The 20,239-nt window shown below is 61.7% G+C and carries 19 protein-coding genes and 1 other RNA gene; 11 read left to right on the top strand and 9 right to left on the bottom strand.

Features of this window, described 5'->3' with window-relative positions; translation table 11 throughout:
- Positions 1 to 325: 325 nt before the first annotated feature.
- Complete coding sequence (locus EKA13_RS14220; protein WP_065760044.1) at positions 326 to 730, top strand: flagellar basal body-associated protein FliL; 405 nt, start codon at positions 326 to 328, stop codon at positions 728 to 730.
- Here EKA13_RS14220 and EKA13_RS14225 read toward each other — a convergent pair whose 3' ends face one another.
- The 4 genes from EKA13_RS14225 to EKA13_RS14240 all read right to left on the bottom strand — a co-directional run bounded on the left by EKA13_RS14225 (position 731) and on the right by EKA13_RS14240 (position 6,075).
- Complete coding sequence (locus tag EKA13_RS14225; protein ID WP_065760045.1) at positions 731 to 1,849, bottom strand: ABC transporter permease; 1,119 nt, start codon at positions 1,847 to 1,849, stop codon at positions 731 to 733. It abuts the gene before it with no gap.
- A complete protein-coding gene (gene rbbA, locus EKA13_RS14230; RefSeq protein ID WP_065760046.1) occupies positions 1,849 to 4,572 on the bottom strand; it encodes a ribosome-associated ATPase/putative transporter RbbA in 2,724 nt (907 codons plus the stop codon). Before rbbA ends, EKA13_RS14225 begins: the two co-directional genes overlap by 1 nt.
- Positions 4,569 to 5,534 carry an HlyD family secretion protein gene (locus EKA13_RS14235; protein ID WP_065760047.1) on the bottom strand — a complete coding sequence of 322 codons (966 nt, stop codon included), beginning with the start codon at positions 5,532 to 5,534 and terminating at the stop codon, positions 4,569 to 4,571. The genes rbbA and EKA13_RS14235 overlap by 4 nt, the downstream gene beginning before the upstream one ends.
- A 91-nt stretch (positions 5,535 to 5,625) precedes the next feature.
- Entirely contained in the window at positions 5,626 to 6,075 is a 450-nt protein-coding gene (locus EKA13_RS14240) for an EVE domain-containing protein (RefSeq protein WP_065760048.1), read from the bottom strand.
- Positions 6,076 to 6,260: 185 nt separating this feature from the next.
- On the opposite strand from EKA13_RS14240, the gene EKA13_RS27840 reads away from it, so the two are divergent.
- The gene (locus tag EKA13_RS27840; protein ID WP_176717426.1) at positions 6,261 to 6,401 is read left to right on the top strand and encodes a hypothetical protein; all 141 of its coding nucleotides are present in this window, start codon (positions 6,261 to 6,263) and stop codon (positions 6,399 to 6,401) included.
- Between the two features lie 18 nt (positions 6,402 to 6,419).
- On the opposite strand, the gene EKA13_RS14245 is transcribed toward EKA13_RS27840, so the two are convergent.
- The 4 genes from EKA13_RS14245 to EKA13_RS14260 all read right to left on the bottom strand — a co-directional run bounded on the left by EKA13_RS14245 (position 6,420) and on the right by EKA13_RS14260 (position 7,829).
- A complete protein-coding gene (locus EKA13_RS14245) occupies positions 6,420 to 7,025 on the bottom strand; it encodes a 5-formyltetrahydrofolate cyclo-ligase (protein ID WP_065760076.1) in 606 nt (201 codons plus the stop codon).
- Between the two features lie 81 nt (positions 7,026 to 7,106).
- A non-coding RNA gene (gene ssrS / locus EKA13_RS14250) (6S RNA) lies at positions 7,107 to 7,285 on the bottom strand.
- 20 nt (positions 7,286 to 7,305) lie between these two features.
- Positions 7,306 to 7,623 carry a cell division protein ZapA gene (locus EKA13_RS14255; protein WP_065760049.1) on the bottom strand — a complete coding sequence of 106 codons (318 nt, stop codon included), beginning with the start codon at positions 7,621 to 7,623 and terminating at the stop codon, positions 7,306 to 7,308.
- Positions 7,620 to 7,829 carry a TIGR02449 family protein gene (locus EKA13_RS14260; RefSeq protein WP_065760050.1) on the bottom strand — a complete coding sequence of 70 codons (210 nt, stop codon included), beginning with the start codon at positions 7,827 to 7,829 and terminating at the stop codon, positions 7,620 to 7,622. Before EKA13_RS14260 ends, EKA13_RS14255 begins: the two co-directional genes overlap by 4 nt.
- 150 nt (positions 7,830 to 7,979) lie before the next feature.
- Here EKA13_RS14260 and EKA13_RS14265 point away from each other — a divergent pair, with 150 nt between their 5' ends.
- The 9 genes from EKA13_RS14265 (at position 7,980) to gcvP (ending at position 19,786) form a co-directional block, all read left to right on the top strand.
- Positions 7,980 to 8,534 carry a YecA/YgfB family protein gene (locus EKA13_RS14265; RefSeq protein ID WP_065760051.1) on the top strand — a complete coding sequence of 185 codons (555 nt, stop codon included), beginning with the start codon at positions 7,980 to 7,982 and terminating at the stop codon, positions 8,532 to 8,534.
- Between the two features lie 24 nt (positions 8,535 to 8,558).
- The gene (pepP, locus tag EKA13_RS14270) at positions 8,559 to 9,893 is read left to right on the top strand and encodes a Xaa-Pro aminopeptidase (protein ID WP_065760052.1); all 1,335 of its coding nucleotides are present in this window, start codon (positions 8,559 to 8,561) and stop codon (positions 9,891 to 9,893) included.
- Positions 9,890 to 11,083, top strand: a complete 1,194-nt coding sequence (gene ubiH, locus EKA13_RS14275; protein WP_065760053.1) for a 2-octaprenyl-6-methoxyphenyl hydroxylase — start codon at positions 9,890 to 9,892, stop codon at positions 11,081 to 11,083. Before pepP ends, ubiH begins: the two co-directional genes overlap by 4 nt.
- A 77-nt stretch (positions 11,084 to 11,160) precedes the next feature.
- Complete coding sequence (locus EKA13_RS14280; RefSeq protein WP_176717427.1) at positions 11,161 to 12,378, top strand: 2-octaprenyl-3-methyl-6-methoxy-1,4-benzoquinol hydroxylase; 1,218 nt, start codon at positions 11,161 to 11,163, stop codon at positions 12,376 to 12,378.
- Positions 12,379 to 12,481: 103 nt separating this feature from the next.
- The gene (locus EKA13_RS14285; protein ID WP_065760055.1) at positions 12,482 to 13,483 is read left to right on the top strand and encodes an extracellular solute-binding protein; all 1,002 of its coding nucleotides are present in this window, start codon (positions 12,482 to 12,484) and stop codon (positions 13,481 to 13,483) included.
- A 109-nt stretch (positions 13,484 to 13,592) separates the two neighbouring features.
- Positions 13,593 to 15,215, top strand: a complete 1,623-nt coding sequence (locus tag EKA13_RS14290) for an ABC transporter permease (RefSeq protein ID WP_065760056.1) — start codon at positions 13,593 to 13,595, stop codon at positions 15,213 to 15,215.
- A gap of 103 nt (positions 15,216 to 15,318) precedes the next feature.
- Entirely contained in the window at positions 15,319 to 16,401 is a 1,083-nt protein-coding gene (gcvT, locus tag EKA13_RS14295; protein WP_065760057.1) for a glycine cleavage system aminomethyltransferase GcvT, read from the top strand.
- A gap of 45 nt (positions 16,402 to 16,446) precedes the next feature.
- Positions 16,447 to 16,830 (top strand): glycine cleavage system protein GcvH, encoded by a 384-nt coding sequence (gene gcvH, locus EKA13_RS14300; protein ID WP_065760058.1) that lies wholly within the window; start codon positions 16,447 to 16,449, stop codon positions 16,828 to 16,830.
- A gap of 82 nt (positions 16,831 to 16,912) precedes the next feature.
- A complete protein-coding gene (gcvP, locus tag EKA13_RS14305) occupies positions 16,913 to 19,786 on the top strand; it encodes an aminomethyl-transferring glycine dehydrogenase (RefSeq protein ID WP_065760059.1) in 2,874 nt (957 codons plus the stop codon).
- A gap of 84 nt (positions 19,787 to 19,870) precedes the next feature.
- On the opposite strand, the gene EKA13_RS14310 is transcribed toward gcvP, so the two are convergent.
- A complete protein-coding gene (locus EKA13_RS14310; protein ID WP_065760060.1) occupies positions 19,871 to 20,188 on the bottom strand; it encodes a DUF2388 domain-containing protein in 318 nt (105 codons plus the stop codon).
- Positions 20,189 to 20,239: the final 51 nt, after the last annotated feature.

The raw sequence follows: 20,239 nt of genomic DNA on the forward strand, positions 1-20,239 counted from the left end.
AGCAGGTCGTTGGGGCCAAGTGCAGGCAGTGGGGTTGGGCGAGTCATGGTCGTCTTCCTTGTCAGTTAGGACACGCGGGTCAGGCGATTGGAGGGCGCGTTTCAAGGAAAGATCCCGACGCTGGCAAGGATTTGTTCAGCTGGCCGTCAGGGGATGTGCCATTTGCAAGGCCGGGCTATTCCTTTGCGTGTGCTGGCCGATAAGTGTAGAAGGGCAGGTTTGGGGCCAACGAGCATGGCCCGGCTTGATAGGCTGGCATAAGCCCGCGCTTGGGTTTGCCAAAAGCGCTGGTTATGCTGGCGCCAACTGTTTGAGGAGTGAATTCGTGAAAGCGTGGATCGTGATGCTGGTGGCCCTGATGCTGCCTGCGGCCGCTATGGCCGAGGAGTCCAAGGAAGATGCACCGAAAGTGGCCTACATCTCCCTGACACCGCCCTTTGTTGGCAACTATGCCCTCGACGGTGGGCCGAAACTGCACGTGTACAAGGCTGATGTTGCCCTGCGGGTGACCGGTGAAGCCGCAGCGGCAGCGGTCAAGCACCATGAGCCGTTGATCCGCAACCAGCTCGTTGCACTGTTTACCCAGCAGAACCTGGAGAGCATGAGCAATGTCGAGTCCAAGGAAAAGCTGCGTCAGGAAGCGCTGAAGCAGGTCCAGCAGGTGCTCAATGACGAAGAGGGCAAGCCGATCGTCGAAGACCTGCTGTTCAACAACCTGATCGTGCAGTAATCAGGAGGTCAGGGTTCGTCTGAAGCGCGCCAACGCGATGCTGAAGAACAACAGGCCGATCGCGCCGAGCGCGAGCAGGTCTGGCCAGACTACGTCGACGCCGGCATCGCGGAACAGGATGGCGGCGGCGAGGCTGACGAAGTGGGTCGAGGGTGAGCCCTGCATGACCCACTGCAGCCACTGCGGCATGCTGTCCAGCGGTGTGCTGCCGCCCGAGAGCAACAGCATCGGGATAATCACCGGGATCGCCAACAAGCCGAACTGCGGGGTCGAACGGGCCAGCGTGGCGAGGAAAATCCCCAAGGCGGTACTGGCGAACAGATAGAGCGCGGTCACTGCCAGGAACAGCCCGAGCGAACCTGCCAGCGGTACACCCAGTGCGCCTTTGACCACCACCTCCAGCGATACCCAGGTGCACAGCACTACCACCAGCGCGTTGCTGCCAATTTTCGCCAGCATGATTTCCAGTGCGGTCAATGGCAATACCAGCAGGTGGTCGAGGGTGCCGTGCTCGCGCTCACGAAGCAGTGCTGTGCCGGTCAGGATGATTGCCAGGATGGTGATGTTGTTGACGATCTGGATCACCGCCAGGAACCAGCCACCTTCCAGGTTGGTGTTGAACAACGCCCGATTGGTCAGCAGGGCCGGTGCACGCTCGACGCTTGAGTCGGGGTTGGCGTAGTCGAGCAACTCGCGTTCAAAGATCCGCCCGATGTAGCCAGCCCCCATGAACGCCTGGCTCATGGCGGTGGCATCCACATTGATCTGCAGTTCCGGTGAGCGCCCCGCGAGCAGGTCGGTCTGGAAGTTCACCGGAATGTTGATCACAAACGTGTACTGACCGTTGTCCAGAACCTGGTCGATCCGGTCATAGGACAGGGCGGTGGCCGTCTGGAACTCGGGAGGTTGCAGGGCCTGGGTGAGTTTGCGCGAGATCAGGCTGTGGTCTTCGTCGACCACGGCGACGCTGGCGTTGTGCACGCCAATCACGGAACCCGCCGCCGGCATATAGATGGCCACACTGAAGGCATAGAGGAGGAACAGCAACAGCACGCTGTCATGGCGCAGGCTGGTGAGCTCTTTGAGCCCCAGGCGCAGAATGTGAGCAAGGCGATGCATCAGGCCTCCTGCTTTTTCAACATGGCCAGGCTCAAGCCCGTGAAGGCAAGGAAGAATCCCAGCAGGGCCAGGCATTGCGGCCACAGCTCGCGCAGGCTCAGGGCCTTGGTGAAGGTGCCGACGGCGATGTCGAGGAAGTAGCCGGCGGGGAACAGCTGCCCCATCACCGCTGCTGTGCCTTCGAGTGACGAGCGTGGCACGATCAACCCGGAGAACTGAATGGTGGGCAGGCTGGTGATGATCATGGTGCCGAGGATCGCGGCGATCTGGGTGCGGGTGAACGCAGAGATCAGCATCCCCATGCTGGTGGTCGCCAGCAGGTAGAGCACGCCACCGCACGCCAGGGCGAAGGCGCTACCCTTGAACGGCACGCCGAACAGCCAGCGGTTCATCGCCACCAGCAGTGCCAGGTTGATCAGGCTGACGATCAGATAAGGCACCTGCTTGCCGAGCAGGAATTCCAGGCGTGTCAGGGGTGTGGCATAGAAGTTGGTAATCGAGCCCAACTCCTTCTCACGGACGATACCCAGCGCGGTCAGCATGGCCGGGATGAAGGCCAGAATCAGCGCCATGACGCCGGGGCCGATGGCGTTCACGCTGACGACATCCTGGTTGTAGCGAAAGCGTGTTTCCAGGTTTACCAGTGGCTGTGCCGGCTGAGCGGCACTGCTCAAGGACGCCAGTAATGCCAGGTTGCCCTGATGCACGGCTTCGACATAGTTCCGGCTGGTTTCGGCGCGAAACGGCATGCCACCGTCGAGCCAGGCGGCTACGGTCGGCTGGCGACCGGCGTAGAGGTCGCGACCAAAGCCCGGCGGTATCTCCAGCGCCAGCTTGATCTCGGAACGCTGCAGGCGCCGGTGCATTTGCCCCAGGTCGGTTATCGGTGCTTGCTCATCGAAGTAGCGCGAGCCACGAAACGCTTCCAGGTAGGCGCGGCTTTGCGGGCTTTGGTCCTGGTCATAGACCGCAAAGGCGAGGTTCTCGACGTCCAGCGAGATCCCGAAACCAAAGATCACCATCATGAACAGTGCGCCGAGCAAGGCAAACGCCAGGCGTACCTTGTCCCGCAGTAGCTCCTTGCCCTCGCGGTTTGCCAGGGCGAACAGGCGCTTGAGGCTGAAGCCTCGGCGCTGGCGCAGTAACGTCGGCGCGGCGGCCGTGTTCAGCGGGGTGTCAGTGGCAGGCGCCTCCATCGGGCCCTGGGCCTGTTCCAGGCAGCGCACGAAGGCGTCTTCCAGGGTGTCGCCGGCGAACTGTGTCTGCAGCGCTGAGGGCGTATCGCAGGCCAGTACCTGGCCGGCGTGCATCAACGAAATGCGGTCGCAGCGTTGTGCCTCGTTCATGAAATGGGTGGAGAGGAAGATGGTCACGCCCTGTTCCCGTGACAGCTCGATCAGCAGGCGCCAGAAGTCGTCACGGGCGGCGGGATCGACTCCCGAGGTCGGTTCGTCGAGGATCAGCACTTCCGGCCGGTGCAGTACCGCCACTGCGAGCGAAAGCCGTTGGCGAATCCCCAGGGGAAGCGCGCCGGATTGTTGGTCGGCCACGTTGTTCAGATCGAAACGCTGGATCAGTTCGGCGATGCGCGGACGACTTTCGGCGTTGGGCAAGTCAAACAGGCGTGCGTGCAGCTCAAGGTTTTGCCGCACACTCAGCTCGCCGTACAGGGAAAAGCTCTGCGACATGAAACCGACCCGTTTGCGGGTGGCCAGGTCGCTGGCATCCACGGGGCGCCCGAGCAGGCTGGCGCTGCCTTCGCTGGCGGGCATCAGGCCGGTCAGGACCTTCATGGTGGTGGTTTTACCGCACCCGTTGGAGCCAAGAAAGCCGAAGATCTCGCCACGACCAATGGCGAAGCTGACCTTGTTGACCGCGGTGAAGTCGCCAAAGCGCAGGGTCAGTTCATGAGCTTCGATGGCGATTTCGGCGTTGCTGTCGGCCCGTGGCGGTATGTGCAAGGGTTGCCCGCTGCGCTTGCTGTCACCCTGAAAGTGAGTAAAGGCGTCGTCGAGCTTGTCGCTGGGGGTCACGGCGGCCAGTTCGCGGCTGGGCCCGGCGGCGATCATGCGTCCGCGGTCGAGCATCAGGCAATGCTCGAACTGCTCGGCTTCTTCCATGTAGGCCGTAGCGACCAGCAGGGTCAGTTGCGGGCGCTCGCGGCGCACCTGCTCGACCAGTTCCCAAAAGCGCCGCCGGGACAACGGGTCGACGCCTGTGGTCGGTTCGTCGAGGATCAACAAGTCGGGGTCATGGATCAGCGCGCAGCACAGCCCGAGCTTTTGTTTCATGCCGCCTGAGAGCTTGCCGGCGGGACGGTCGGCGAAACGCACCAGGTCAGTGGCCAGCAGCAGCTCGTGAATGCGTCGCTCGCATTCCGCGCGGGGCAGGCCGAACAGGGTGGCGAAGAAACTGATGTTTTCGCGTATCGACAGGTCCGGGTAAAGGTTGTTGCCCAGCCCTTGGGGCATGAAGGCGATGCGTGAGTACAGGCTGCGGCGATGGCGACGCTCGTCGATCGAGCCGTCGAGCACCTGTAGCGTGCCGGTCTGCAACTTTTTCACCCCGGCAATCAACCCAAGCAGGCTGGACTTTCCCGCACCATCGGGGCCGATCAGGCCGCAACGGGTGCCGGCTGGCAGCTCGAAGTCGATGCCCTGCAGGGCCACTACGGTGCCGTAGCGATGGCTGATGCCCTTGGCGTGCAGCGCCAGCGCATTCATTGCAGGTTGGCCGGCCAGTCCACGGGGGCCGTGCGTACATAGCCGGCCCCCGGCATACCGGGTTTGGCTTGAGGCAGGGCGCTAGGGTCGGTCAGTCGCAGTTTTACTCGGAACACCAGCTTCTGGCGTTCGTCACGGGTTTCCACTTGCTTGGGGGTGAACTGAGCCTTGGCCGCGACAAAGGTGATCTTGGCCGGCAGGGCTTTGTCGGGCAGGGCATCGAGTACGATCCGTGCCTGATCGCCCATGGTCAGTTTGCCGGCGGTCGAAGCTGGCAGGTAGAGGTTCATGTACTGATCGTTGGGGTCGATCAGCAGGAGTACACGTCCGCCCGCCGGCAGCACCTCGCCGGGCTCGGCCAAGCGTAACTGGATCACCCCGTCGATGGGGGCGCGCAGGCTGCTGTCGTCAATTTCGCTGGTCAACTGTTCGACCTGTGCCTGCGCCGCACCAATGGCCGCATTGATAGCCGCCAGTTGTGCACGAGCGGCGACCACCGCCGAGCTGCTGGTGTCGAAGCGTGCCTGTTGCTGATCGAGCAGTTGCTGGCTGGCGTACTTGCGCTGGAACAGTTCACGACTGCGCCGCAGCTCTTGGCTGGCAAGCAGCAACTCGCTCTGACGCAACTGCACGTTGGCCTGGGCCGCGGCGTAGTTCTCCTTGGCGCGCAGCACTTCCGCTTCGGCCTGGGTACGTTGGGCTTCGAGGGTTCGGGTGTCGATGCGGGCCAGCAATTGTCCCTGCTTCACGCTGTCGCCTTCATCGGCCAGCACTTCGGCCAGGCGCCCGGGAACCTTGCTGGCGATCTGCACTTCGGTGGCTTCAAGCCGACCGTTGCCTTGGCTCAGGCCTTCGGGCAGGCGATCATGCAATGATTTCCAGTAGCCCAAGCCGCCCGCGGCCATGAGCAGAGCAATCAGGGCAACGGCGAAAAGTCTTGGTGTGTGTTGGCTAAGCGACATTGTTCAAGCATCCTGCGGCAATGACGTCAGTGTGACGGTTCCCTGTTTAGCTGGGTTGATGTCCGTCAATTGAGTAGGAATCCTACCCTGTTCAGCGCAAGGCGAGTACAGCGGCCCATTGTTCGGCCGTTACCGGCATGACCGAAAGGCGGCTGCCTTTCTGTACCAGTGGCAGCTCGGCGAGGGCTGTTTGCTGTTTCAGGTAACCCAGGCCAAGCACCTTTGTGAATGTCTCGACATGGATGACATTGATGGCGCTCCACGGGTTCTTCTCGGCAGTGGCCTTGGCGTCGAAGTAGTGGCTCTCGGGATCGAGCGCGGTGGGGTCCGGGTAAGCGTCCGAGGTGATCCGGGCAATGCCGGCAATACCCGGCTCCGGGCAGCTGGAATGGTAGAAAAAGAACGCATCACCTACCGTCATCGAACGAATGAAATTGCGTGCCTGGTAGTTGCGCACGCCGTCCCAGCGGGTTTCGCCGAGCGTGGCCAGGTCTTGGATCGAGAGCTCGTCGGGCTCGGATTTCATCAGCCAATAGGCCATGGAAGGTGCTCCTGAAAAAATTGGAAACAACCTGTGGCGCGAAACCGACAGCCGGTTGACGTCAACGTTTGCGTGTCGCTTCAGGTTGTCGGAGAATGCGCGGGTTTTAAGCATGACGCTGCTGCACGGCCTACCTCGCTAACCGTTGCTGCCATCGTGATCAGTTTGCCTGAGGGGGGCAATCGATGAATCGCAAACCGGATATGATCTGGGTACTCGTTTTTCTGTTCGGTTTGGGTGTGGTCACTACCGGTTATGCGGAAAGCCTCTGGGAGCGCAACCTCGCCACCAATTATGAAGTGTCGGTCATCCCGCAACAGCGTTGATCGGCTGCTTGCCTGCGCTTAGTTCGCCAGGTACCAGCCCTTGTCCGAAACAGTTCCTTGAAGCGGTACATCCCAACTGGCTTGAGTCAGTCGCTCGACCTTCTGGCATTCATGCGCCAGCCCCAGCAGCAGTGGTTTTCTCCAGGTTTTGCGTCGGGCAAGGTAGCCCAGGCTTCGGTCGTAGAAACCACCGCCCATACCCAAGCGTCCCCCTGTTTCATCGAACCCTACAAGCGGCAGTAGGACCAGGTCCAGCGCCCATACGGGGCGTTGCCGTGCCTGACTAATGACGGGTTCAGGAATGCGGAAGCGGTTGGGGCGCAGCTTTTCGCCTGCCTCAATGCGTTGAAAGGCCATCTTGGTCTTCGGCCAGGCGTGCAGTACTGGCAGGTAGGTACGCTTGCCACGGCGTTGGGCCTCGCGCAGCAACAGGCGCGGGTCGATTTCGCTGTCGTTGGGCAGGTACAAGGCAATGTGCCTGGCGCGACGGAACAACGGATGCTGTGCCAGCTGGCAATACAGGTTCTGCGCGGCCCGGCGTTGTTCGGCAGGCGTCAACGCACGACGGGCATCTCGAAGCAGGCGGCGTAGCTGGGGGCGGGTGAGCAGCGCGGTGTCGGTCATGGCACGGGCGGTCTCTTGAGCAACTGCCAGGCGGGTGGCAGCGCATGTGCGCGTGCCAGGGTTGGCAGGCGCAGGATAATCAGGCTCCCCGACGAACCGCTGTCGGTGTAGCCCTTGAACCCGAAAGTTCAAGGTGGAGATTGCAGGGGGCGTTAAGGCTTTCCGTCAGGCGGACATGCGCACCGGCCCCAGCGTGCAACCCCCGTGGTTGTGCGTATCGGCTCAGGGACATGACCGACTGGCAAGCACTCCAGGGAGTGAGCGAGAGTATACCTGAAACTCAATTGGATGGTGTATCGGCATCGTTGGCCAACGCCTGATCGACGCGTTCCAGCAGGTCGCGCACCTGTTCGCGGGTGGCGCCGCCGACTTGAGGGGCTGGGCGTTCCTGGCGGTGCAGCAGGTCGTGGGTAATGTTGAGGGCGGCCATGACCGCGATACGGTCGGCGCCAATAACCTTGCCGCTGCTGCGGATCTCGCGCATTTTGCCGTCCAGGTAGCGTGCAGCGCTGATCAGGTTGCTGCGTTCTTCCGGCGGACAGATGATCGAGTACTCTTTGTCGAGGATCTGAACGGTGACGCTATTGCTTGAACTCATGAGTCTTGCTCCAGGGCCTTGAGTCGCAAAATCATCGATTCGACCTTACGCCGGGCGATTTCATTTTTTTCGATGAGGTGGGCACGTTCCTCACGCCAGGATTTTTCCTGAGCTAATAAGAGTGCGTTTTGCCGTTTTAGTTGCTCGACCCGTTCAATCAACAGTTCGAGTCGGCCCATCAGCGCTTGCAGCTCGGTCTCTTGCATGAAATGCCACTCGATTGGGTGTGCCTGAGTTCCCGGCGATTATGCCCTGCCAGCCCCGAGTTGGCCGCGTCGATGGTCTTGGCGCGCCTGCCGGTGCTAGGATACAAGGTCTTCATTCTAGTCATTGCGCCGTCTGGCGCCTAGTTGCCCATGCCCAATACCAACTCGCCGTACACCGCATTCGCCGCCCTGCTGAGCAGCGGCGGTCATCCAGTTTCTCCTGCCGAACTGCACGGGCTGTTGCTCGGGCGTAGCTGCACAGGTGTCGGCTTCGATGCCGACAGCTGGTTGGCCGACGCAGCCCCCCTGCTTGATACCGAGCCGGCCGACAATGTTCGCAATGCCCTGATTGGCTTGCAGGAAATGGTCAAGGCCGAACTCACCGGTGAAGACATCACCATCGTCTTGCTGCTGCCGGGCGATGACGCGCCGCTGACCGAGCGTGCCGTTGCGCTGGGCCAGTGGTGCCGGGGCTTCCTCGACGGTTTCGGCCTGAACTCGGGTGGCCTGACATTGAGCACTGAAGCCAAGGAAGTGCTGCAGGACCTGGCCGCCATTTCCCAGGTTCAGGATGCTCTGGAGGAATCCGAGGACGGCGAGAGCGACTACATGGAAGTCATGGAATACCTGCGCGTCGCGCCGTTGCTGCTTTACACGGAGCTGGCCAAGCCTGCCCCAGCCGCTGCGAAACCTTCCCTGCACTGATTTTTGCCTGGACGCCATCTGCCCATGACCCACATCCCCAAGTCGGAATACGCCCGCCGGCGAAAGGCGCTGATGGCGCAGATGGAGCCCAACAGTATCGCCATCCTGCCGGCGGCTGCGGTCGCCATACGCAACCGCGATGTCGAGCACGTGTATCGCCAGGACAGCGATTTCCAGTACCTGAGCGGCTTTCCCGAGCCCGAAGCGGTGATTGCGCTGATACCCGGGCGTGAGCACGGTGAATATGTGTTGTTTTGCCGTGAGCGCAATCCTGAGCGTGAGTTATGGGATGGCTTGCGCGCCGGGCAGGAGGGTGCCATTCGCGATTTTGGCGCCGATGATGCCTTCCCGATCACCGATATCGACGAAATTCTGCCGGGGTTGATCGAGGGGCGCGACCGCGTGTACTCGGCGATGGGCAGCAATGCCGAGTTCGACCGCCATTTGATGGAGTGGATCAACGTGATTCGTTCCAAGGCGCGCCTCGGTGCGCAGCCGCCCAACGAATTCGTTGCCCTGGATCATCTGCTGCATGACATGCGTCTGTATAAATCGGCAGCGGAAGTGAAGGTGATGCGCGAAGCCGCGGCCATTTCGGCGCGTGCTCATGTGCGGGCGATGCAAGCCTGCCGGGCCGGCTTGCACGAGTACAGCCTTGAAGCCGAGCTGGATTACGAGTTTCGCAAGGGCGGGGCGAAGATGCCGGCTTACGGCTCGATCGTTGCGGCTGGACGCAACAGCTGCATCCTGCATTACCAGGAAAACGATGCGCCGCTGAAGAATGGTGATCTGGTGCTGATCGACGCGGGTTGCGAGATTGACTGCTACGCCAGCGATATCACTCGGACGTTTCCGGTCAGTGGCACCTTTTCGCCGGAGCAGAAAGCAATCTACGAACTGGTACTCAAGGCGCAGATGGCGGCTTTCGAGGAGATTGCGCCGGGCAAGCATTGGAACCACGCGCACGAAGCGACCGTGCAGGTGATTACCGAAGGGCTGGTGGCGTTGGGCCTGCTCGCAGGCGAAGTGCCGGATCTGATCGAGTCCGAGGCTTACAAGGCCTTCTACATGCACCGTGCCGGGCACTGGCTGGGCATGGATGTACACGATGTCGGGGACTACAAGGTTGGCGGCCAGTGGCGGGTACTTGAGCCGGGGATGACCCTGACGGTCGAGCCAGGGATCTACATCTCGGCGGACAATATGCACGTGGCGAAAAAATGGCGTGGTATCGGCATACGCATCGAGGACGACGTAGTGGTAACCAAGCATGGGTGTGAAGTTCTGACGGCGGGTGTGCCGAAGACAGTCGCTGAAATCGAAGCCTTGATGGCTGCTGCGCGAAGCCAGGCCGCATGAACCGGTTCAATCTGGCAATTATTGGCGGCGGCCTGGTGGGGGCCAGCCTGGCCCTGGCGCTGCAGGCCGGTGCCAAGGCTCGTGGCTGGACGATCCTGTTGATCGAGCCGTTTGCGCCGGGTGACAGCTATCAGCCCAGCTACGATGCACGCTCGTCGGCGTTATCCTTCGGTACCCGACAGATCTATGAACGGCTCGGGCTGTGGCAGGCGATCAGTCGCCGTGCCGAGCCGATCCGGCAGATCCAGGTGTCTGATCGGGGGCGTTTCGGCGCGGCCCGTCTGAACGCAATGGAAGAGGGCGTACCGGCCCTCGGCTATGTGGTGGAAAACGCCTGGCTAGGGCAGTGCCTTTGGAAAGGGCTGGACCCCGAGGTGGTCAGTTGGCGCTGCCCGGCCGAAGTGACGGCCTTGCAGGCGCTGGAAGACGGTTATCGCCTGTCGCTCAACGACGACACGACCCTTGACTGCGACCTGGCGGTGCTGGCCGACGGTGGCCGTTCTGGCCTGCGCGAGCAGTTGGGCATTCATGTCACGACGCGGCCTTACAACCAGAGTGCGTTGATCGCCAACATCACGCCCAGTGAAGCGCACTGCGGGCAAGCGTTTGAGCGCTTCACCGACGAAGGACCTATGGCGCTGTTGCCGCTGCCGGAAAACCGCTGCGCGCTGGTCTGGACCCGTAAGGGGATGGACGCCAAGCGGCTGGCCGAGCTGGATGAGCGCAGCTTTCTCGACGAATTGCAGGGCGTGTTCGGCTACCGATTGGGCGCCTTGTGTCAGGTGGGTGCTCGCCACCTGTATCCGTTGTCATTGGTCGAGGCGCAGGAACAGGTGCGTCCTCACCTGGTGGTGCTGGGCAATGCGGCGCACAGCCTGCACCCGATTGCCGGGCAGGGCTTCAACCTGTCGTTGCGTGACGTGCAGGCCTTGTCTGAAGCCTTGCTCGCCGGGCCGCAAGCGCCCGGTGACCTGGCGACGTTGCAAGCCTACTGTGAGCGTCAACGCCTTGATCAGACCTTGACCATCGGCTTTTCCGACCGCGTCACCCGGCTGTTTGGCAACAACCAGCCGCTGGTGACAGCCGGGCGTAACCTGGGCCTGCTTGGGCTCGACCTGCTGCCACCGGCCAAGCGCTGGTTCGCCCGGCAAGCGATGGGCCTGGGCACCCGTTCGGACCTGCAGGGTTGAGCATGCGCAAGGGCTACATACCACTTTCCCTTTATCTGCGGCTCCGGCCGCAAGCAATACAGGCTTAAGGCATGGAAATGCGCGCGGATCTGTTGATTGTCGGTGCCGGTATGGTCGGCAGCGCCCTGGCGTTGGCGCTACAGCACAGTGGCCTGAATATTTTGCTGGTCGATGGCAGCCCGCTGTCGGTCAAACCCTTTGATGCCGAGGCCGCATTCGAGCCACGGGTCAGCGCCCTGTCGGTGGCTAGCCAGCGGATCCTTGAACGGCTCGGTGCCTGGGACGGTATCCGCGCCCGACGCGTCTGCCCGTATGGGCAGATGGAGGTCTGGGACGGCAGCGGGACAGGTCGTATTCACTTTTCCGCAGCCAGCGTGCATGCCGAGGTGCTGGGGCATATCGTCGAGAACCGAGTGGTCCAGGATGCGCTGCTGGAGCGCCTGCATGACAGCGAGATCGGCCTGCTGGCCAATGCGCGCCTGGAGCAGATGCGTCGTTCTGGAGAGGACTGGCTGCTGACCTTGGCCGATGGCCGTACGCTGCGTGCACCCTTGGTGATCGCAGCCGACGGGGCGAACTCGGCCGTGCGCCGCCTGACGGGGTGCGAAACCCGTGAGTGGGATTACTTGCATCACGCCATCGTGACCAGTGTGCGTTGCAGCCAGGCTCATCAGGCCACGGCCTGGCAGCGCTTTACGGATGATGGCCCGCTGGCGTTTCTGCCGCTGCAGCGCGACGGCGAGCAGGGGTGGTGCTCGATTGTCTGGTCGACCACGCCGGAGCAGGCCGAGCGCCTGATGGGGTTGGCCGATGAGGCGTTCTGCACCGAACTCGAGCGCGCCTTCGAAGGTCGTCTGGGCCAGGTGCTGAGTGCCGACCCGCGACTGTGTGTGCCGCTGCGCCAGCGCCATGCCAAGCGCTATGTGGCCGAGGGCCTGGCGCTGATTGGCGATGCTGCGCATACCATTCACCCGTTGGCCGGGCAGGGCGTCAACCTGGGCTTCCTCGATGCGGCGGTGCTCGCCGAGGAGTTGTTAAACGCTCTGGACCGTGGCGAGCGGCTGGCCGATGTGCGGGTACTGAGTCGCTTCGAGCGGCGCCGGATGCCGCACAACCTGGCCTTGATGGCGGCAATGGAAGGCTTCGAGCGGCTGTTCCAGGCCGATCCATTGCCGCTGCGCTGGTTGCGTAATACGGGCCTGAAGTGGGTCGAGCAATTGCCTGAGGCCAAGGCGCTGTTTGTGCGTCAGGCCCTCGGCTTGAGCGGTGATCTGCCCGAGTTGGCGCGGCCCTGAGAGGCTTGCAACATCTGGTAACTGCTCTGTTGTGAGTTAGGTTGAGATGGCAAATGGGATTCACTACCATTTCTGCCTTTCTTGTCTTTCGAGGACCGCTTCCATGTTGTCACGCAAGCATTTACTGGCCGCTCTGGCATTGACGCTGTTCGGTAGCACCGCCCAGGCAGCGGATGAAGTGGTGGTGTACTCCTCGCGAATTGATGAGCTGATCAAGCCGGTATTTGATGCCTACACGGCCAAGACCGGAGTGAAGGTCAAGTTCATTACCGACAAGGAAGCACCGCTGATGCAGCGGATCAAGGCCGAGGGCGAGAATGCCACCGCCGACCTGCTGCTCACCGTCGATGCGGGCAACCTCTGGCAGGCCGAGCAAATGGGCATCCTGCAGCCGATCCAGTCGTCGGTGATCGATGCCAACATCCCGTCTCAATATCGTGCCTCGTCCCATGACTGGACAGGCCTGAGCCTGCGCGCACGAACCATTGTCTACTCCACCGAGCGGGTCAAGCCGGAAGAGCTGAGCACCTACGAGGCACTGGCCGACAAGCAATGGGAAGGCCGCCTGTGCCTGCGTACCGCGAAGAAGGTCTACAACCAGTCGTTGACCGCCACCCTGATCGAGACCCATGGCGCCGAGAGAACCGAACAGATCATCAAGGGCTGGGTGAACAACCTGTCCACAGACGTCTTCTCTGACGATACGGCCTTGCTGCTGGCGATCAAGGCCGGTCAGTGCGATGTCGGTATCGTTAACACCTATTACTACGGTCGCTTGCACCAGCAGGACCCGAAACTGCCGGTCAAGCTGTTCTGGCCTAACCAGGCGGACCGCGGTGTTCACGTCAACCTCTCGGGTATCGGCCTGACCAAGTACGCGCCGCATCCAGAAGCAGCCAAGGCCCTGGTCGAGTGGATGACCGGTGCGGATGCACAGAAGATGTTCGCGAGTATCAACCAGGAGTTCCCGGCCAACCCGAAGGTTGCACCGTCCGAGGAAGTCGCCGCCTGGGGAACCTTCAAGGCTGACGCCCTCCCGGTGGAAGTCGCAGGCAAGCGTCAGGCTGAAGCGATTCGCTTGATGGACCGGGCTGGCTGGAACTAAGCCCCAGGCTTTATGCTTGTTCGACCCTTTGCGGCTTCATCGCCGGCAAGGCCAGCTCTGATGGGCAGGTGTTGCCGGCGACAGTCATTAAAACCTAGAGCATCGCCCTTTGGCCCACCCTGCCCAACGCCGCTGGTATCCCCTGGTTTTCGCCGTTGTCACCTTGGTGCTGTTGCCGATCAGTGTTCTGCTCCTGTCCTGGGAGACGATTGACCGGCAGATCTGGTCGCACCTGCTCGAAACCCAGATGTCCCGCCTGTTGGGCAATACCGCCACACTGGTCGCCGGTGTCGGCATGGGTGTCACCCTGTTGGGCGTCAGCCTGGCCTGGTTGACCAGCCTTTGTGAGTTTCCCGGGCGTCGTTGGCTCGATTGGGCCTTGATGCTGCCCTTCGCCATCCCGGCCTATGTACTGGCGTTCGTCTTTGTCGGCTTGCTGGATTTTTCCGGGCCGGTGCAAACCCTGCTGCGCGAGTGGTTCGGGCCGATGCGTCTGCCTCGGGTGCGCTCCACCGGTGGCGTGATCACGGTGCTGGTGCTGGTGTTCTACCCCTACGTCTACCTGCTGGCTCGCACTGCGTTCATTGCTCAAGGCAAGGGTTTGATGGAGGCCGCGCGGGTACTGGGGCATTCGCCGTTGCAGGCATTCTGGCGGGTTGCCCTGCCCATGGCGCGCCCCGCAATTGGCGCGGGCGTGGCATTGGCACTCATGGAAACCCTGGCGGACTTCGGTGCGGTCTCGGTGTTCAACTTCGATACGTTCACCACGGCCATCTATAAAACCTGGTACGGCTTCTTCAGCCTTTCCAGTGCGGCACAACTGGCCAGTCTGTTATTGCTGGCGGTCATGCTGGTGCTGTACGGCGAGCGCCGGGCACGTGGTGCAACCCGCAGTGGCAGTGAGCGGCCACGGGGCAAGGCCTTGTATCACCTGCGCGGGGTCAAGGCGTTTGCAGCGACCGGTTGGTGCCTGCTGGTCTTTGCCTGTGCGTTCGTAATCCCGGTGCTGCAACTGCTGGTGTGGTTCTGGCAGCGTGGTCGTTTCGACCTCGACGAGCGCTATGCCGGGCTGATTGTGCACACCCTCTATCTGGGGGCCATGGCGGCGTTGATCACGGTCTGCGTGGCACTGATGCTGGCATTTGCCCGACGGCAGGCGCCCACGCGCGGTATCCGGGCTGGCGTCAGCCTGGCTAACCTTGGTTACGCCTTGCCGGGATCGGTACTGGCTGTGTCGATCATGTTGGCGTTCAGTTACCTGGACAAGCAACTGGTCATCCCGCTGTCCAGCTGGCTGGGTGGCGCTGGCAAGCCGTTACTGCTGGGCAGCCTCAGTGCATTGATACTGGCGTACCTGGTGCGATTCGTGGCTGTTGCCTACGGGCCTTTGGAAAGCAGCCTTGCGCGGGTTAGGCCTTCGCTGCCGGAAGCTTCGCGCAGCCTTGGGGTTGCGGGGCCGCGCCTGTTTTTCAAGGTCTACCTGCCGTTGTTGGTGCCTGGTGCGCTGAGCGCGGCGCTGTTGGTGTTTGTCGACGTACTCAAGGAAATGCCTGCTACCTTGCTACTGCGGCCCTTTGGCTGGGACACGCTAGCGGTGCGGGTCTTTGAAATGACCAGTGAGGGCGAGTGGGCACGTGCTTCGCTGCCTGCGCTAACCCTGGTGTTGGTCGGCCTGTTGCCGGTTATCGGGCTGATTCGACGGTCGGCTCGGCACCCCGGCCAAGCGCACTGAGGGTGTAAGCATCCAGCCTTGCAGCTACAATGCGCGGCATTCGCTACGTCGGTGGCTGCACTGCCGCCGGTCGTAGCCTCGCCACGCGCGGAAGGAGAAACCCATGGGACTGCGTACGCCTCTTTATGACCTGCATTTGGCGCTTGGCGCCAAGATGGTCGATTTTGGCGGTTGGGACATGCCCCTGCATTACGGCTCGCAAGTCGAGGAGCACCATCAGGTGCGTCGCGACTGCGGGGTTTTCGATGTATCTCACATGACCGTGATTGATATCGGCGGCGCTCAGGCAGCGGCGTGGCTGCAGTATGTGCTGGCCAACGATATCGAGCGCCTGAGTGCCACAGGCAAAGCCCTGTACAGCACCCTGCTCAATGAGCAAGGCGGGGTGATCGACGACATGATCGTCTACCGCTGTGATGACGGTTATCGTCTGGTGGTCAACGCTGCGACTCGCGACAAGGACCTGGCCTGGCTGCAAGCGTGCCGGGTTGGTTTTGACGTGAGTATCCAGGAGCGCACGGATTTGGCGATCCTAGCGGTCCAGGGGCCTCATGCCCGCGAAAAGGTCGCAGATCTGGTGACTGCCGCACGTGCGGCATTGATTCGCGAACTCAAGCCGTTCGAGGGCCTGGTCGACGGTGACTGGTTTATCGCCCGTACCGGTTATACCGGCGAAGATGGTTTGGAAATCATGCTGCCAGCAGTTCAGGCGCCCGGGTTCTTCAACGACCTGGTCGGTGCCGGTATTGCCCCGAGTGGACTGGGCGCACGCGATACCTTGCGTCTTGAGGCGGGTATGAACCTCTATGGCCAGGATATCGACGAAGCGCATTCCCCGCTGACCTCGAACCTGGCTTGGAGCATTGCCTGGGAGCCGGCGACGCGAGACTTCATCGGTCGTGCCGCGCTTGAGGCCGAGCGTGATGCCGGGCCGAAGCTTAAACTGGTGGGCCTGGTGCTGGAGGAGCGCGGGGTGTTGCGGGCGCACCAGGTCGTGCGTATCAGTGAAATTGGCGAAGGAGAGATCACCAGTGGTAGTTTCTCCCCTACGCTGAGCAAATCGATTGCTCTGGCACGGGTGCCAATGGCGACTGCCGATCGCGCTGAAGTCGAGATCCGTGGTCGCTGGTACCCGGTGCGAGTGGTCAAGCCAACGTTCGTGCGGCATGGCAAGATTCTGATCTGAATTTTTTCTGGCGGGCCGACCGCTGACCTTATCGAGGACAACAATATGAGCGATATCCCTGCCGAACTGCGTTTTGCCGATAGCCATGAGTGGGCCCGTCTGGAGGCTGACGGTAGTGTCACGGTCGGCATCAGCGACCACGCACAGGAAGCCTTGGGCGATGTGGTGTTCGTTGAGCTGACAGAAGTGGGCATGGTGTTTGCCGCTGGCGATACCGCCGGTGTGGTCGAGTCGGTCAAGGCCGCTTCGGACATCTACGCCCCGATCAGCGGCGAAGTCATTGCGGTCAACGAGGATCTGAGCGACAGCCCTGAGTCGCTGAACAGCGATCCGTATGGCGCCTGGATCTTCAAGCTGAAGCCCGCCAATCCGGCTGAACTGGACAAGCTGCTCGACGCGGCAGGCTACAAAGCGCTTATCGGCGAATAGTTTTCCGACACAAGCGGCAATCTCTTCCTAGACTCAATATGCCTCGGCTGGTCGAGGTTTGGTCTAGGAAGAGAGAGCCGCTATGTCCCAGTCGCCGTCCCTGAGCCAACTGTACGACGCCAATCCTTTCCTGCGTCGCCACCTGGGGCCTGACCCCAGCGAGCAGCAGGCCATGCTCGAAGCCCTTGGCCTGGGCAGTCGTGTCGAGCTTATCGAACAGACCGTCCCACCCGGCATTCGCCTGAACCGCGCCCTCGACTTGCCGCCCGCCCTCGATGAAGAGGCCGCGCTGGCGAAGCTGCGTGGTTACGCCGAGCAAAACCAGATCTGGACCAGCCTTATCGGCATGGGCTACCACGGTACCCTCACGCCAACGGTGATCCTGCGTAACGTCCTGGAAAATCCCGGTTGGTACACGGCCTATACGCCGTATCAGCCCGAAATTGCCCAAGGGCGACTGGAAGCTTTACTGAACTTTCAGCAGATGATCATTGACCTCAGTGGGCTGGACCTGGCGAACGCCTCGCTCCTTGATGAAGCCACGGCCGCCGCCGAAGCGATGGCCTTGGCCCGCCGCGTTGCCAAGTCGAAGAGCAACGTGTTTTTTGCCGATGAGCACTGCCATCCACAAACCCTCTCGGTATTGCAGACCCGCGCCGACGGTTTTGGTTTTGAACTGGTCATCGACGCTGTGGATAACCTCGCCAAATACGCTGTGTTCGGTGCCTTGTTGCAGTACCCCGACACCCATGGCGAGGTGCGCGACCTGAGGCCGTTTATCGAACAGCTGCATACGCAGCAGGCACTGGCGTGTGTCGCCGCCGACCTGCTGAGCCTGGTGCTGTTGGCGCCACCGGGCGAGCTGGGGGCCGACGTGGTGCTGGGTTCTACCCAGCGCTTTGGTGTGCCGATGGGCTATGGCGGGCCGCATGCGGCTTATTTCGCTTGTCGTGACGAGTTCAAGCGGGCGATGCCGGGGCGGATCATCGGTGTGTCCAAGGACGCCCGTGGCAACCTCGCGCTGCGCATGGCACTGCAGACCCGTGAGCAGCATATTCGTCGGGAGAAGGCCAACTCGAACATCTGCACGGCGCAAGTGCTGCTGGCCAATATCGCCGGATTTTATGCGGTCTACCATGGGCCGGAAGGCCTGAAACGGATTGCTCAGCGGGTACACCGATTGACCTTCATCCTGGCGGCCGGGCTGGAGAGCAAGGGTATCAAGCGGCTCAATGAGCATTTCTTCGATACCCTGACCCTGGAAGTAGGCGGCAGCCAGACTGCGATCATCCAGAGCGCCGAGGCGGCGCAGATCAACCTGCGGATTCTGGGGCGCGGCCAATTGGGTGTCAGCCTCGATGAAACCTGCAACGAAGGCACGGTGCTGCGCCTGTTCGATATCTTCCTGGGCGCCGACCACGGCCTGGACATCGCAACCCTCGATACCCATGCCCTGCCTGAGGGGATACCTGCAGCGTTGGTGCGCCGCTCGGCCTACCTGACGCACCCGGTATTCAATCTGCACCACAGCGAAACCGAGATGCTGCGTTACCTCAAGCAGTTGGAGAACAAGGATCTGGCGCTGAACCAGTCGATGATTCCACTGGGCTCTTGCACCATGAAGCTCAATGCCAGCAGCGAGATGATCCCCATTACCTGGCCAGGTTTTGCCCAACTGCATCCGTTCGCCCCCGCCGCGCAGGTGCAGGGCTACAAGGCCATGATCGACGAACTGGAGAATTGGCTCTGCGCGATCACCGGTTTCGACGCAGTCTGCATGCAGCCCAACTCCGGAGCCCAAGGTGAATATGCCGGGTTGATGGCGATTGCCAAGTACCATCGCAGCCGCCAGCAGGGCCAGCGCGATATCTGCCTGATCCCCGCCTCAGCTCATGGGACCAACCCGGCGTCTGCACAAATGGCCGGTATGCAGGTGGTCATCGTTGACTGTGACAAGGACGGCAACGTCGACCTGACCGACCTCAAGGCCAAAGCCAAGGCGGCAGGTCAGCGCCTGTCCTGCCTGATGGCGACCTACCCCTCGACCCACGGTGTGTATGAAGAGGGGATTGTCGAAATCTGCGAGGTTATCCACAGCCATGGTGGTCAGGTGTACATGGACGGGGCCAATCTCAATGCCCAGGTCGGCCTGACCCGGCCGGCCGATATCGGTGCAGATGTGTCGCACATGAACCTGCACAAGACTTTCTGCATTCCCCATGGTGGCGGTGGCCCGGGTATGGGGCCGATTGGTGTTCGGGCCCACTTGGCGCCCTTTGTCGCCAGCCACCCGGTGGTGCCGGTGCCGGGGCCTGACCCGAAGAACACGGCAATCAGCGCAGCGCCGTGGGGCAGCGCGAGTATCCTGCCGATCAGCTGGATGTACATCGCAATGATGGGGCCGCAATTGGCGGACGCCAGTGAGGTGGCGATCCTGTGTGCCAACTACCTGGCGCAGCAATTGGGCGGCGCGTTTCCGGTGCTCTACCGCGGTCGCAATGCGCGGGTGGCGCATGAGTGTATTCTCGATTTGCGGCCGTTGAAGGCCCTGACCGGCATTACCGAGGAGGATGTCGCCAAGCGCCTGATGGATTACGGATTCCATGCCCCGACCATGTCCTTTCCGGTGCCTGGCACGCTGATGGTCGAGCCTACGGAGAGTGAGTCAAAGGCGGAACTGGACCGGTTTATCGAAGCGATGCTGAGTATCCGCGCAGAAATTGCCGAAGTGCAGAACGGTAACTGGCCAGCAGAAGACAACCCACTTAAAGGCGCGCCGCATACTCTGGCAGACGTTATCGGTGTATGGGAGCGGCCATACAGCATTGCGCAGGCAGTGACGCCCAGCACGCATGCCCGGCTGCACAAGTACTGGCCTGCGGTGAACCGGGTCGACAACGTGTATGGCGACCGCAACCTGTTCTGCGCGTGTGTACCGGTAGAGGACTACCGCTGAAGGGCTGGTCGCGGCGCCTTGATCGCGGGCAAGCCCGTTCCTACAGGGTTTGTGGGAGGCTTGCCTGCGAGGTTTCTGTGCGGCTTATTCGTTGGCGCCTGCGTTTTTCGCCAGGATGGCGTTGGCCAGCTCCATGTCGCTGGCTTTCAGCCCTGGGTTGTCGGCGCGCACTTTCTGGATGGCCGCTTCAAGGTACGGTCCGCGAATGCTGCCTTCGCTTGCGACGAAGCTGCCCGCGTCGTCTTGAGCCGCAACGATCAACTTGTGATCCCTGAACGTCAGGTAGGTAGAGGCGGTGGTTGCACCCGAGGAAATAACGTCGCGCCAGAAGGTGTCGGCCATGGCAGCGCCGAAGGGCAGGGACAGTAATGCAAGTGTTGCTACAGCACGCTTGAAGCGCATGGTGGGTGACTCCAACATTGGGGGGTGATCTAGCGGGTTTGATCTTGTCAC

This window comes from Pseudomonas defluvii (genome assembly GCF_001695625.1).
Classification (GTDB): domain Bacteria; phylum Pseudomonadota; class Gammaproteobacteria; order Pseudomonadales; family Pseudomonadaceae; genus Aquipseudomonas; species Aquipseudomonas defluvii.

Bases quoted from the DNA above. Each gene is read 5' to 3' on its own strand.
- EKA13_RS14225 (WP_065760045.1), bottom strand. From the start codon at position 1,849: ATGCATCGCCTTGCTCACATTCTGCGCCTGGGGCTCAAAGAGCTCACC.
- rbbA (WP_065760046.1), bottom strand. From the start codon at position 4,572: ATGAATGCGCTGGCGCTGCACGCCAAGGGCATCAGCCATCGCTACGGC.
- EKA13_RS14235 (WP_065760047.1), bottom strand. From the start codon at position 5,534: ATGTCGCTTAGCCAACACACACCAAGACTTTTCGCCGTTGCCCTGATT.
- EKA13_RS14240 (WP_065760048.1), bottom strand. From the start codon at position 6,075: ATGGCCTATTGGCTGATGAAATCCGAGCCCGACGAGCTCTCGATCCAA.
- EKA13_RS27840 (WP_176717426.1), top strand. From the start codon at position 6,261: ATGAATCGCAAACCGGATATGATCTGGGTACTCGTTTTTCTGTTCGGT.
- EKA13_RS14245 (WP_065760076.1), bottom strand. From the start codon at position 7,025: ATGACCGACACCGCGCTGCTCACCCGCCCCCAGCTACGCCGCCTGCTT.
- EKA13_RS14255 (WP_065760049.1), bottom strand. From the start codon at position 7,623: ATGAGTTCAAGCAATAGCGTCACCGTTCAGATCCTCGACAAAGAGTAC.
- EKA13_RS14260 (WP_065760050.1), bottom strand. From the start codon at position 7,829: ATGCAAGAGACCGAGCTGCAAGCGCTGATGGGCCGACTCGAACTGTTG.
- EKA13_RS14265 (WP_065760051.1), top strand. From the start codon at position 7,980: ATGCCCAATACCAACTCGCCGTACACCGCATTCGCCGCCCTGCTGAGC.
- pepP (WP_065760052.1), top strand. From the start codon at position 8,559: ATGACCCACATCCCCAAGTCGGAATACGCCCGCCGGCGAAAGGCGCTG.
- ubiH (WP_065760053.1), top strand. From the start codon at position 9,890: ATGAACCGGTTCAATCTGGCAATTATTGGCGGCGGCCTGGTGGGGGCC.
- EKA13_RS14280 (WP_176717427.1), top strand. From the start codon at position 11,161: ATGCGCGCGGATCTGTTGATTGTCGGTGCCGGTATGGTCGGCAGCGCC.
- EKA13_RS14285 (WP_065760055.1), top strand. From the start codon at position 12,482: ATGTTGTCACGCAAGCATTTACTGGCCGCTCTGGCATTGACGCTGTTC.
- gcvT (WP_065760057.1), top strand. From the start codon at position 15,319: ATGGGACTGCGTACGCCTCTTTATGACCTGCATTTGGCGCTTGGCGCC.
- gcvH (WP_065760058.1), top strand. From the start codon at position 16,447: ATGAGCGATATCCCTGCCGAACTGCGTTTTGCCGATAGCCATGAGTGG.
- gcvP (WP_065760059.1), top strand. From the start codon at position 16,913: ATGTCCCAGTCGCCGTCCCTGAGCCAACTGTACGACGCCAATCCTTTC.
- EKA13_RS14310 (WP_065760060.1), bottom strand. From the start codon at position 20,188: ATGCGCTTCAAGCGTGCTGTAGCAACACTTGCATTACTGTCCCTGCCC.